The organism is Lacrimispora sp. (genome assembly GCF_036758025.1).
Classification (GTDB): Bacteria; Bacillota; Clostridia; order Lachnospirales; family Lachnospiraceae; genus Lacrimispora.
Genome location: NZ_DAIOXM010000044.1, coordinates 1 through 12,505 on the forward strand (window position 1 = coordinate 1; position 12,505 = coordinate 12,505).

Consider the following 12,505-nt stretch of genomic DNA (forward strand, 5'->3'; position numbering starts at 1 on the left):
AAGTACATTGTATAATTCTTCTGACTAAATGTAAAGAAGGAATGAAACAAATAAAAACAAAACAGCAAAAACAAAGATAAAACAACAATAAAACAACAGTAAATAATGTGATATTGTGCAGAAGTATAGAGAATCAACAGAAATACATGAAGGTTTTAACAAAAGGAACACGAAGTTATTTGAACTTTGGAGGTAAAATAAGATGACAGTTCAAGGCGTAAAGTACATGTCTGATTTTGAGGCCAAAAAGGCGATTTTGGACATCGGCAGACGAATGTACGACAAAGGCTTTGTGGCCTCAAATGACGGAAACATCAGTTGTAAGGTAGGGCCGAATACCATATGGACTACGCCCACCGGGGTGTCAAAGGGATTTATGACACAAGATATGCTGGTGAAGATGGATATAAACGGAAAGATACTGATGGGAAAATGGAAGCCTTCCTCAGAAGTAAAAATGCATCTGCGGGTTTATAAGGAAAATCCCGATGTGCAGGCAGTGACCCACGCCCATCCTCTGGTTGCAACCAGCTTTGCCATTGCGGGAATCAGCCTGGATGCCGCAGTCCTCACGGAAGCGGTGCTGGGGCTTGGGTCCATACCGGTTGCAAAATATGCAACACCGGGCACGGATGAGGTTCCAGATTCCATTGCTCCCTTTGTGAACACTCACAATGGAGTGCTTCTTGCTAACCACGGAGCCCTGACCTGGGGGAAAGACATTTACCAGGCATTTTACAGGCTGGAATCCATTGAATATTATGCAACCATATTGATGTATACAGGAAATATCATCGGACGCCAGAACTTTCTTTCCTGCGACCAGGTTAATAAACTGCTGGACATCCGCCATAAGCTGGGTATCACGGCAGGGGGAATTCCGCCTTGTTCTCCGGAAGAGACCAATGCCAGGGATGTGGTTTCAACGGCAGATATCCGTCCGTCAGAGCAGACGGGAACCGCACCTGCATTAAAAGGGGTGACCTCCATCGTAAGACCGGGAGAGAATCAGGCTCCGGCCGGCTGCGGCTGCGGCAGTACTCCGGTAAGGCTTACGGCTCCTGAGGGGCAAAAAGCGGTGGGAGCAGAAGCCTTGGGAAAGGCAAAGGAGGAAATCATAGCTGAAGTGGTGAGACGGGTCATAGAGGGACTAAGCTAGGAGGCAGACTATGGAAATTGGGGTAAAAGAAATAGAAATGATTGTAAGGGAAGTGCTTGCAGGCATAGAAAGCAAGGGTGTAAAGCCTTCTTACGTTTCTCCACAAAGTGAAAACGGGGTATTTGAACGGGTGGAAGATGCCATTGAAGCGGCCCATGGGGCTCAGCGCCAGTGGATAGAGCGTTACCGGGTGGAGGACAGACGGCGAATCATTGAGGCCATTCGTGTCACTGCAAAAAGCTACGCAGAAGCCCTGGCAAAGATGGTTTGGGAAGAAACCGGAATGGGACGGTTTGAGGATAAGATCCAGAAGCATATGGCTGTAATTGAAGGAACGCCGGGGGTGGAGTGTCTGACCACAGATGCCATTTCCGGAGATGAAGGGCTGATGATAGAGGAATTCGCTCCATTTGGGGTGATCGGAGCCATTACTCCCTCCACCAATCCAACGGAAACCATTATTAACAATACCATCAGCATGATAGCCGGAGGCAATTCTGTTGTGTTTAATGTCCATCCGGGGGCGAAAAGGAGCTGTGCCCACTGCCTGAAGATTCTTCATCAGGCTATTGTGGAAAACGGAGGCCCGGCAAACTTAATCACCATGCAGAGAGAACCTGACATGGAAGCTGTCGGTAAGCTGACGGCTGATCCCAGAATCCGCCTTATGGTGGGAACAGGCGGAATGCCTATGGTAAATGCCCTCCTTCGTTCCGGAAAAAAGACCATCGGAGCAGGTGCAGGAAACCCGCCGGTCATTGTAGACCATACGGCAGACATCGATCTGGCGGCAAAAGAGATCTACAGGGGAGCATCTTTTGATAACAATATTCTGTGCCTGGCAGAGAAAGAAGTCTTTGTCATGGAACGGGTTGCTGACGAACTGGTGAATAAGCTGGTGAGAGAAGGCGCTTATCTGCTTAATTCCATGGAGTTAAGCGAAATCCTCAAGTTTGCCATGACAGAGAAAAACGGCAGCTATGAGGTGAATAAAAAGTGGGTGGGAAAGGATGCGGCCTTGTTTTTGGAAGCCATAGGAGTGACCGGACGCAGCGATGTGCGCCTTTTGATCTGCGAGACAGATAAAAACCATCCCTTCGTCATGGTGGAACAGTTGATGCCAATCCTTCCTGTTGTCCGGTTAAGGACCTTTGAGGAGTGTGTGGAGGCTGCGGTGGCCGCAGAGTCGGGAAACCGCCATACGGCTTCCATGTTTTCCAGAAATGTTGAGAACATGACGAAGTTTGGGAAAATCATTGAAACCACCATTTTTACAAAGAACGGTTCCACTTTAAAGGGCGCAGGAATCGGCGGGGAGGGCCATACCACGATGACAATAGCAGGGCCCACCGGAGAAGGACTTACCTGTGCCAGGAGTTTTACAAGGAGACGAAGATGTATGCTGGCAGAAGGCGGCCTGCGTATTATCTAGGAAGGGGAAGGTACATATGGCAATCGGCTTTTTGGAATGTGCAGGATATGGGGCAGTGCTTTATGCCATGGATCAGGCATGCAAGACGGCCAATATCAGAATCATTGGCATTGACACCATTAACCCCAAGGATGCCACTGCATTCATTCCCCTGACGGCCCAGGTGAAGTTTGAAGGGGGAATTGACGATGTGAAAGAGGCTTGCCAGGCGGCAAAAAGGGCAGCTCTTAAGTTTAACAGGCCGGAAGAGGTTCTGGTGGAAATGATCGAAAAGCCCTATGAGGGGACGAAGGCATTGGCTCATATAACAAAGGTAGAATTGGAAGAAGAAAATATAAATAATTTCAGGAGGTAACAGCATATGGCATCCACATCAATCGGTTTAATTGAAACAAGAGGGTTAACTGCCTCCATTGAGGCGGCAGATGCAATGTTAAAGGCAGCAGACGTTGAACTTGTAGGAACCGAGAAAATCGGCTCTGGACTCGTAACTGTAATTGTAACCGGAGAAGTAGGCGCAGTGAAGGCGGCTACTGAGGCAGGGGAAGCGGCGGCTTCCAGAATCGGAGAACTGGTGGCGGTCCATGTGATTCCAAGGCCCCATCAGGACATCAGCAAAATCCTGCCCATAACCAAATAATCAGCACCATCAGCAAAGGCGGACATCATGAAAAGAAACCGAAACGCCATAGGGGTTTTAGAAGTCAATTATTATGCAAATACCGTTGTGGTGGTGGACCAGGCTTTAAAGGCGGCGGATGTGGAGATCGTAAGCTGTCATAAAAAGCTGGGAGGAAGGATGTGCCACACAGTATTGGCGGGTGAAACTTCGGCTGTCCGGGCCGCCGTGGAAGCAGCAGGAGAGGCCGGCCGGATGGTGGGAGAGGAAAACATAAAGGTGGCTGTGTCCATCGAAAACCCTCATCCCGAGGTATTAAAGCTTTTAAATATGATAGACAGACATGAGGATAAAAAAGATTCTGCAAAAGCAGAGGAATTGGTAAATAAGGAGGAAACGTAAATGGCAGAGACAGGAGCAAAAAAGGGAATGCTGGCACTTGGAATGATCGAGACAAGAGGACTTACAGCCTCCATTGAGGCGGCAGACGCAATGTTAAAAGCAGCGGATGTGGAGATGGTAGGAACAGAAAAGATCGGCTCCGGCCTGGTATCAGTTATGGTTCAGGGCGATGTGGGAGCAGTAAAAGCGGCTGTGGAAGCCGGAGAAGAAGCTGCTTCCAGAATGGGAGAAGTGATAGCGGTTCATGTGATTCCAAGACCTCATAACTCCATAGGCACAATCCTTTCCTATATTAAATAGAAGAAACGGGAAATTGTCTGAGGGCGGAGGCTTACGATGGAAAACAGGGAAGAACTGGTTCAGAAAGTAACCGCACTGGTTCTGGAGAACTGGGAAAGGCTGAGTACACAGCCTTTCCAGGTTCCCGCAGGAATTTCGGCAAGGCATGTGCATTTATCCAGAGAACACGTAGAAATACTTTTCGGAACAGGCTACAGGCTGACCCCCAAAAAGGCTTTAAGCCAGCCGGGACAGTTTGCCTGTGAGGAACAGGTGGCTGTCTGCGGTCCGGCGGGAACCTTTTCCAAGGTGCGGATTCTTGGGCCAGAGAGAGGGCAAAGCCAGGTGGAAATGGCTTTTAGTGACTGCAGGGTTTTAGGAATAGAAGCAGCCGTGAGATCGTCAGGAGATTTAAAGGGAACTCCCGGAATTCTGTTAAAAGGGCCGAAGGGAGATGTCATGCTGACGGAAGGGGTTATCATTGCAGACCGTCACATTCACATGACTCCGGAGGATGCCCTGTGGTTCGGGGTATCGGATCAGGATCGTGTAAAGGTTTTGGTTCCAGGGCCGAAAGGCGGAGAGCTGGGTCATGTGCTGATCCGGGTTACCAAGAACAGCAGGCTGGATTTTCATGTGGACACGGATGATGCCAATGCATTCCAGATCAGGCAGGGACAGTGGGTAACCATCAGAAAGGAAGAGGCCAGGTGATATTAGGAACAGTAATGGGAACAGTGGTTTCCACCAGAAAATGTAGGAACCTGGTTGGGTTCAAGCTGCTTTTGGTAGAGCCTTATTATGGAGATAAGAAGAGTATTTTTGTGGCAGCTGATACCATAGGGGCAGGAATCGGGGAACTGGTGCTGGTAACCACCGATGATACAACCCAGTACGCCCTGGACCGCTCAGCTCCGGTGGATGCCTATATTGTGGGTATTGTAGATGGGCCGCCTCAGTTGGGAAAGTAAAGTGAGAAGGTGATAGAGCTTATGAAACAGGAAAAGCTTAAGGTTTTGGCAGTGGCAGATCCGGCAGTGGAAGGGTATCTGGATAAAGAGTTGGGAATTTTAGACGGGTACGGCGAAGAGGTGGATTTTCATATAGTGCCGTGGGCGGATTACTACCCTATGATGATGAAAGCATTTGCCGGGGAAGCGGATTATGACATTGTCATGGTTGCAGGCCATTTGTGGCTTCGGGATTTTGTAGAAAAGGGATACCTTTCAGAAATTGACTTTGAGGAGGAAGATATTCTTCCGGTTATTGCAGAAGAAATGAAGTATAAAGGGAAAACTTATTTATCGCCTTCTTTCTGCGACGGCCATATGGTTCTTTACCGCAAGAGTCTGCTCTCCCAGGTACTGGGAAAGGAACTTGGCAGTGTCATCACTCCTCAAGAATATATAGAAACAGCAAAGGCATACAGGGAAGCTGCCGGAAGGCCGGCTGCGGCAATGAAGGCCCACAAGTCTGAAATCTTTACTGACGCCCTTCCCTTCCTTCGCATGTACGGGGGAGATGCCTATGATTCTGATGGGCTGGCAGTCTGCCAAAAGGAAGATGCTGTAAAGGGGCTTCAGTCCTATGTGGAACTGAAAGCATATGCTGTTGACGGCACGGAGGACCTGGGCAACGGGGAAATTGCTTCAGCCATCCGGGAAAAAAGAGCAGCCATGGCAGTTACCTGGAGCGGTCAGATGGGAGAGGTCTTTAAAGACGGCTGTCTGGAACCGTGGGATATTGGTTTTTCCACCTTTTCCACAGCCTGGAACGTGACCTGGTCCTTTGGAATCTGTTTAAGCTCCGGGAAAAAGGAAGAGGCTCAGGAATTTCTTAAATACCTTCGGTCACCTGAGATTGACCGGAAAGCAGGAAGGAAAAGCGGTGCTCCGGTGAGAAGGGCAAGCTATGAGGAAGGAATCAGGGAATGCCCCTGGTTTCCGGTGCAGCTTCAGATGATGGAACTGGCAAGACCTCTTCCCCATCTGTCAAAGGCAGGGGAGAAAAACGGGATTCTTTACGAGAAAATCTCTGAGGCCTTTTCCGGAAGAAAGACGGCAAAAGAAGCCATGGAGCAGGCCGGGAAAGAGATCGGCAGAGTCATATCCGTTTGACTCATTAGGAGATAAAATATGAAGATTATTATAATTGGAGGAGTGGCGGCAGGAATGAGCGCCGCTTCCAAAATCCGAAGGGTGAATCCGGATATTGAAGTTACGGTCTATGAAAAGGGCGGTTTTCTTTCCTACGGAGCCTGCGGACTTCCTTATTATGTGGGAGACTATAATGATGATTACCGCAAGATGATCGCCCGTTCAAGACAGGCTTTTACCAAAATGGGCATAGCCACATTTCTCCGCCATCAGGTGCTTTCTGTTGATGCGAAAGAAAAAAAGGTCTTCGTAAAAAACCTGGAGAGCGGCCAGGAGTTTACGGATACATATGATAAGCTGATGATAGCAGTGGGAGCGGAGGCTGTGGTTCCCCCGTTTCCGGGAAAAGAACTTATAGGGGTTCATGTGCTGAAAACCCTGGAAGACGGAATCTTTTTAAGGGAATATGCCATGCTTCCGGAAATCCGAAACGTCACCATTGTGGGAGGCGGATATATTGGAGTGGAATGCGCGGAAGCTTTTTTAAACATCGGGAAACAGGTCCGCATGCTGGAGGCCGCTCCCAGAATTTTAATGTCCTTTGATGAAGAAATGGCCGCTCTGGCCCAGGAAGAGCTGGTAAGGAACGGAGTAAAGGTACATACGGGAGAAAAGGTAGAAAGCTTTTACGGAGATGGGCTTTATGTAAAAGGAGTAAAAACCGATCAGGGAACTTATGAGACAGATCTGGTGATCGTTGCCGCAGGCGTCCGCCCCTGTACGGAATTCTTAAAGGATACGGGGATTTCCATGGCAAAAAACGGAGCCCTGCTGGTTGACCGGGAGATGAGGACTTCCCTGCCTGATGTATATGCAGCGGGGGATTGTATTCTGGTTTATAACGAGATTTTGGAAGAAGACAGCTTCCTGGCCCTTGGCACAGTTGCCAACAAATGCGGAAGAATTGCGGGAGCTAACCTGGCAGGAGGCCATGAGCGGTTTATCGGTGCTCTCGGGTCTGCGGCTATCAAGGTCTGCGATTTGGAGCTTGGGCGTACGGGAATGGGAGAAGGGGATGCTAAACGCCTTGGAAAGGATTACAAGACTTTGGTCATCAAGGCTAATGATCATCCGGCCTATTATCCCAACCCAACTCCCATTACCATTAAACTGATTTATGAAAATGGGACAAGAAGGCTGCTGGGCGCACAGACCTGCGGGCAAAAAGGGGCTGTTTTGCGGGTAGATGTGTTTGCAGTGGCAATTCATAGCAGGATGACCACAGCGGAGCTGGGAATGACGGATTTGGTTTATGCCCCTCCTTTTTCCGGTGTATGGGATGCCATTCAGATTGCCTGCAACGCAGCAAAATAATGGCCGGTAGGATAGAAAGGGAGGTCAGACTATGAGCAAGGTGATATCTTTGCAGGAGGCTGCAGCCCGGATTCATGACGGGGATATCCTTGGCCTTGGAGGCAATGTGCTCCACCGGGCCCCCATGGCAATGGTGAGGGAGCTGGTGCGGCAGAATAAAAGAAAATTAAAGCTGGTAAAGACGGCGGGAGCCATGGATGTGGATATGCTCTGTTTTGGAGGATGTGTTTCCAGTGTTGATGCCGGATTTATCAGCTATGAAAGCGAATATTCCCTGGCAGGCCACTACCGCAAGGCAGTGGAGAGCGGAACTGTAAAGGGAAATGAACACGCCTGTTATACTGTAATTTCTGCCCTGCGGGCTGCCAGCTACGGAGTGGGTTTCATGCCTGTAAAGGGAATGGTAATCAGCGATCTGATTGATGCAAATGATTATTTCATACGGGTTGAAGATCCATTTACAAGGGAACCGGTGACGGTGGTGAGGGCCATAAGGCCCGATGTGGCAGTTATTCACGTTCAGGAGGCTGATGAAGAGGGAAACGCCAGAATTACAGGGCCTTTGTTTGAAGATGTCTTATTTTCCAGGGCAGCCAGGCGGGTTATCCTGACAACTGAAAACATTGTCAGAGCATCGGCTTTTACAGGAAGCCTGCAAAAAGCGGATATCCCTCATTTCCTAGTGGAAGCGGTGGTCAGGGTACCCAAAGGGGCTGTCCCTTGTTCCTGTCCCGGTTCTTATGACATTGACAGAAGGAATTTGAAGAAATTTAAGGAACTGAAGGATTTGGAGGGCCTTAGGGAGTATTTGAAGGCATTTGAAAAGTCCGATTATAAAGGGTGAGGAGGCTTGGCATGATGGAAGAAAAATACAGAGTCTGTGATATTATGGTCTGCGCCATGGCCCGCCTCATACCTGACGGCGGAAAAGTGTTTCACGGGGTATCCTCCCATATGCCCATGATTGCGCTGATGCTGGCAAAGGCCCTTTATGCGCCAAGGGCAGTGCATTTAAATATTCCCGGAGGAGTGGACCCGGACCCGGCAAGGCTTAAGCGGTATACCAGCGCAGGGGCAGAGCTTTTGGAGCGTTCCGCCGGATATTTCCCCTTAATGGAAGTGTTTGACCTGGCTATGAGAGGGGAGTTGGATATGGCATTTTTAAGCGGAATCCAGTTTGACCTTCATGGCAATGTCAATGCGTCGGTCATCGGAGATTATCACAAGCCAAAGGTGAGAATGCCAGGGGGAGCAGGAAGTGCCGTACTGATTCCAACGGCAAAAAGAGCGGTTCTCTGGAGAACAAAGCATGATAAGCGTACCTTTGTAAACCAGGTGGATTTTGTAACTGTTAAGGGAAATGTGGAGCGGATCATCACTCCCTTATGTATTTTTAAAATGGAAAACGGGGAACTGGTTCTGGAAAGCATTCACCCTGGCTCCAGTTTGGAAGAAGTACGGAAAAACACCGGATTTCCCATAAAGTTCTCTCAAGTAGCCTATACGCCTCTTCCCTCCAGGGAGGAACTGAGTGCTTTAAAACGGATCGATCCGGGTGATTTCAGAAATATAGAATTCTAAGGAGGTCCTTTATGGCATTTGAAAGGATTAATGCAGTAGGAACCAGCTTTTTCGGTCGGGGTTCCATGGGACTTTTGCCGGAGGAGCTTAAGAAGCGGGGGTTTAAACGGGGGCTTATTGTTACGGACCCCTTCCTGTATGAGAATGGCACCGGAGATAAGGTGGGTGCCTGTCTGCTTAAGGCCGGAATGGAGTATGCCATCTATTACCTGGTTGAACCCAATCCCTCCACAATCATTGTCAATGACTGTCTGGAGGCCGCCAGAGCCCTGGAAGTGGATCTTCTGGTGGCAGTAGGCGGCGGCTCTGCCATTGACACGGCAAAGGCAGTCAGCATTGTCATGGCAAACGGCGGCAGGGTGGAAGATTATGAGGGTATCAACCGCTCCCATAAGCCGGGAATCCCCATTGTGGCGGTCAATACCACAGCGGGAACCGGTTCGGAAGTCACTGCATTTTATATTGTCACCGATCCGGCCAGACATTCCAAGATGTGCATGGTGGACCCCAATTCCATGGTCACCATTGCCGTCAATGATGTGGAACTGATGATGACCATGCCAAAGGGCCTTACGGCCTCTGCGGGAATGGATGCCATGACCCATGCCATTGAGGCGGCAGTGTCAAAAAGGGCTACCCCCTTTACCGATAAAGACGCTCTTTGGGCTATGGGAGTAATCAGGACTTATCTCCCCCAGGCAGTGTTTGACGGAAGTGATGAGAAAGCCAGGGAAATGATGGCTTATGCGGAATACAGCGCAGGTATGGCGTTTTCCAACGCAGGTCTTGGTATGGTTCATGCCATGGCTCATTCTCTGGGAGGGCTGATGAACCTGCCTCATGGCATCTGCAATGCGGTTTTGCTGCCCTTTGTGATGGAATTTAACGGAAGTATGCCGGAGGCTGCGGAGCGGTATAAGAAGGTGGCAGAAGGATTAAAGCTTCCCGGAGCAGCTTCCATGACAGGGGAACAGGCAGTGAGGGAAACGGTAGCCTGTATCAGGCGGCTGTCAAAAGAAGTGGGGATCACACCGAGCCTGCGGGATTTAAACGTAAATCCCCGGGATTTTAAGGACTTGGCAGAAACTGCAATGCGTGATTCCTGTATGGAGGACAATCCCTTTAAGCCGGAGCTCCAGCAGGTTATAGAAGTATATAGAAACGCATATGAATCATAGTTTGTGGATAGAAAAGTTGTAACATATTGTGGGAAGGAGAAGGAAGAGGATGAAAAAACTGATTAATGCACCGGAAAACTATGTAAATGAAATGATGGAGGGGATTTATCTTGCTCATCCGAATTACGTAACTTATGCGGCAGGCGACTTGCGCTGCCTGGTCACCTCCAATAAGGCAGAGGGAAAGGTGGGAATTGCTACGGGAGGAGGTTCCGGGCATCTTCCTCTGTTTTTAGGCTATGTGGGAAAGGGAATGCTGGATGGATGTGCTGTCGGAGATGTATTCCAGTCTCCCAGCGCAGAACAGATGCTTCATGTGACAAAAAGCATTGATTCCGGAGCCGGCGTCCTTTATATTTACGGCAATTACAACGGAGATATCTTTAATTTTGACATGGCCGCGGAAATGGCGGATATGGAAGAGGACATCCGGGTGGAAAGCGTGGTTGCAGGCGAGGATGTGGCATCTCCCAAGGCGGCTCCCGGAGAGAAGAATACCAGGAGAGGCGTCGCCGGTATTTTCTTTGTATTTAAATGCGCAGGCGCCGCGGCCGCGGCCGGGAAGGATCTGCAGGAAGTAAAACGGATTGCAGAAAAAGCTGCTGCCAACGTAAGAACCATGGGCGTGGCCCTGACTCCCTGCACAGTGCCCAGAGTAGGACATCCGGGATTTGAAATCAGAGAGGATGAGATGGAGATTGGCATGGGAATCCATGGAGAGCCGGGAATCCGCCGGGGCAAGCTGGAAACTGCAGATGAGGTCACAGCGGAAATGATGGAAAAAATCCTCGAAGACATTCCTTATAAAACCGGAGATGAGATTGCAGTCCTTGTGAACGGGCTGGGAGCAACCCCTCTTGATGAACAGTATATTGTGGCCAGAAAGGTCAATCAGATTCTGGAAGAAAAGGGAATCAGAGTGCACCGCTATTATGTAGGTGAATATGTGACTTCCATTGAAATGGCTGGATTGTCCGTTTCTCTTTTGAAAATGGATGAGGAGTTAAAAGATTATCTGGATGCTCCGGCTGATACGCCCTTCTTTAAGCAGGGGACTGTGTAAAACCATGATATCCTTTGTCATGATGATAGATGGCCGGTAGGCGGCAGAGTGGAGGCAGATATGAACCAGCAGGAATTGATAGCCATGCTTGAAAGAATCAGCAGGATCATGGGGGAAAATCGAAATTATCTGATTGAACTGGACAGCATTGTGGGAGACAGTGACTTGGGGCTGACCATGGGGGATGGATTTCTGGCGGCCTATGAATCAGTTTCCGATGGACTCGAGACGGATTTGGGGAAGCTTTTATACAATGCTGGAAAAACCATGGGAAATAAGGTTCCTTCCACCATGGGAACCTTGATGGCGGCAGGTCTGATGCGGGCAGGAAAGATTTTAAAGGGAAAGACGGAATTGTCGGCTGCCGATGTTGTGGCTTTGTTCGAGGCTTATGAAGCAGGCGTGGCTGATTTGGGCAAGGCAAAACCGGGAGACAAGACATTTTTGGATGGGTTTCATCCCGGAGTGCAGGCTCTTAAGTTAGAGGTGGAAGCAGGAAAGTCTCTTGAAGAAGGGTTTAAGAAGGCGGCAGAGGCTTCGTGGGAGGGATTTGAACATACCACAACCATGGTTGCTGTTCACGGAAGGGCGGCAACCAGAGGTGAAGCGTCCCGTTCTTTAAAGGATCCGGGGGCAGCTGTTGCCGCCCTTATGATGAAGGCTGTAGCGGGCGGTGAAATAGTTGAAACACAGATTTCTTCCGAAAAGTGATTAAAATACTCGCTGAAAACAAAAAAGAAAGCACCGTTTTTGCAATAAGAGGTATTGTTCGTGAACCACCTTATTGCAAGAGGGTGCTTTCTTATATTTTCTAAGGACTTATATAAACAGCAGAAGGCTGACAGCCATAACAGCCATTCCTGCAATCAGACCGTAAATGGAGAGATGGTGCTCTCCGTATTCTCTGGCAGAAGGCAGGAGCTCATCAAGGCTGATATAGACCATAATTCCGGCCACAGAAGCGAATATAAATCCGAATGTGACATCATTAAAAAACCGGTAGAAGAGCAGATATCCGATCAGTGCGCCCACAGGCTCTGAAAGCCCTGATAAAAATGATAACTGGAAGGCTTTTTTTCTGCTTCCTGTTGCATAGAATACGGGAACGGCAACTGCTATGCCTTCCGGTATGTTGTGAATGGCAATGGCAACAGCAATAGGAACGCCCAGCTTTGGGTCACTCAGTGCCGCAGTGAAAGTTGCCAGCCCCTCCGGAAAGTTGTGGATGCCTACGGCCAATGCGGTAAACAGACCCATTCTCATCAGATTTGCCTTATGGGATTCACTTTTTCCATCCATTTCTTCTACAGTATGTATCTCAT

16 protein-coding genes are annotated in these 12,505 nt (G+C 49.2%); 15 read left to right on the top strand and 1 reads right to left on the bottom strand.

Annotated features, from left to right (window positions below):
- Positions 1 to 202 precede the first annotated feature (202 nt).
- Genes V7M78_RS21405 through V7M78_RS21475 form a run of 15 tightly spaced genes read left to right on the top strand, consistent with a single transcriptional unit; the run spans position 203 to position 11,894 of the window.
- Positions 203 to 1,159: a class II aldolase/adducin family protein gene (locus V7M78_RS21405; RefSeq protein WP_333653039.1), complete on the top strand. Its 957-nt coding sequence runs from the start codon at positions 203 to 205 to the stop codon at positions 1,157 to 1,159.
- 10 nt (positions 1,160 to 1,169) lie between these two features.
- Positions 1,170 to 2,591, top strand: a complete 1,422-nt coding sequence (locus tag V7M78_RS21410) for an aldehyde dehydrogenase family protein (protein WP_333653042.1) — start codon at positions 1,170 to 1,172, stop codon at positions 2,589 to 2,591.
- A gap of 16 nt (positions 2,592 to 2,607) precedes the next feature.
- The gene (locus V7M78_RS21415) at positions 2,608 to 2,946 is read left to right on the top strand and encodes a BMC domain-containing protein (RefSeq protein ID WP_333653045.1); all 339 of its coding nucleotides are present in this window, start codon (positions 2,608 to 2,610) and stop codon (positions 2,944 to 2,946) included.
- A 6-nt stretch (positions 2,947 to 2,952) separates the two neighbouring features.
- Positions 2,953 to 3,231 (top strand): BMC domain-containing protein, encoded by a 279-nt coding sequence (locus tag V7M78_RS21420; RefSeq protein WP_333653048.1) that lies wholly within the window; start codon positions 2,953 to 2,955, stop codon positions 3,229 to 3,231.
- Positions 3,232 to 3,258: 27 nt separating this feature from the next.
- Entirely contained in the window at positions 3,259 to 3,612 is a 354-nt protein-coding gene (locus tag V7M78_RS21425) for a BMC domain-containing protein (protein ID WP_333653051.1), read from the top strand.
- Positions 3,613 to 3,912, top strand: a complete 300-nt coding sequence (locus tag V7M78_RS21430; protein WP_333653053.1) for a BMC domain-containing protein — start codon at positions 3,613 to 3,615, stop codon at positions 3,910 to 3,912. It abuts the gene before it with no gap.
- A gap of 36 nt (positions 3,913 to 3,948) precedes the next feature.
- Positions 3,949 to 4,605 carry a phosphate propanoyltransferase gene (locus V7M78_RS21435; RefSeq protein ID WP_333653055.1) on the top strand — a complete coding sequence of 219 codons (657 nt, stop codon included), beginning with the start codon at positions 3,949 to 3,951 and terminating at the stop codon, positions 4,603 to 4,605.
- Positions 4,602 to 4,862 carry a EutN/CcmL family microcompartment protein gene (locus V7M78_RS21440; RefSeq protein ID WP_333653057.1) on the top strand — a complete coding sequence of 87 codons (261 nt, stop codon included), beginning with the start codon at positions 4,602 to 4,604 and terminating at the stop codon, positions 4,860 to 4,862. The genes V7M78_RS21435 and V7M78_RS21440 overlap by 4 nt, the downstream gene beginning before the upstream one ends.
- A gap of 21 nt (positions 4,863 to 4,883) precedes the next feature.
- Positions 4,884 to 6,008, top strand: a complete 1,125-nt coding sequence (locus V7M78_RS21445; protein WP_333653059.1) for an extracellular solute-binding protein — start codon at positions 4,884 to 4,886, stop codon at positions 6,006 to 6,008.
- An 18-nt stretch (positions 6,009 to 6,026) separates the two neighbouring features.
- Positions 6,027 to 7,361 carry a CoA-disulfide reductase gene (locus V7M78_RS21450; RefSeq protein ID WP_333653061.1) on the top strand — a complete coding sequence of 445 codons (1,335 nt, stop codon included), beginning with the start codon at positions 6,027 to 6,029 and terminating at the stop codon, positions 7,359 to 7,361.
- A 31-nt stretch (positions 7,362 to 7,392) separates the two neighbouring features.
- Positions 7,393 to 8,205, top strand: a complete 813-nt coding sequence (locus V7M78_RS21455; protein ID WP_333653064.1) for a CoA transferase subunit A — start codon at positions 7,393 to 7,395, stop codon at positions 8,203 to 8,205.
- 11 nt (positions 8,206 to 8,216) lie between these two features.
- Positions 8,217 to 8,942 (top strand): CoA-transferase subunit beta, encoded by a 726-nt coding sequence (locus V7M78_RS21460; RefSeq protein ID WP_333653067.1) that lies wholly within the window; start codon positions 8,217 to 8,219, stop codon positions 8,940 to 8,942.
- Positions 8,943 to 8,953: 11 nt separating this feature from the next.
- The gene (locus V7M78_RS21465) at positions 8,954 to 10,120 is read left to right on the top strand and encodes an iron-containing alcohol dehydrogenase (RefSeq protein ID WP_333653069.1); all 1,167 of its coding nucleotides are present in this window, start codon (positions 8,954 to 8,956) and stop codon (positions 10,118 to 10,120) included.
- A 49-nt stretch (positions 10,121 to 10,169) separates the two neighbouring features.
- Positions 10,170 to 11,183, top strand: a complete 1,014-nt coding sequence (locus V7M78_RS21470) for a dihydroxyacetone kinase subunit DhaK (RefSeq protein ID WP_333653072.1) — start codon at positions 10,170 to 10,172, stop codon at positions 11,181 to 11,183.
- Between the two features lie 60 nt (positions 11,184 to 11,243).
- Positions 11,244 to 11,894, top strand: coding sequence for a dihydroxyacetone kinase family protein (locus V7M78_RS21475; protein ID WP_333653074.1), 651 nt, complete (start codon positions 11,244 to 11,246; stop codon positions 11,892 to 11,894).
- 108 nt (positions 11,895 to 12,002) lie between these two features.
- Here the strand turns inward: V7M78_RS21475 and zupT are convergent.
- Positions 12,003 to 12,505, bottom strand: a 503-nt coding sequence (zupT, locus tag V7M78_RS21480) for a zinc transporter ZupT (protein ID WP_333653077.1), incomplete at its 5' end; no start/stop codon positions are given.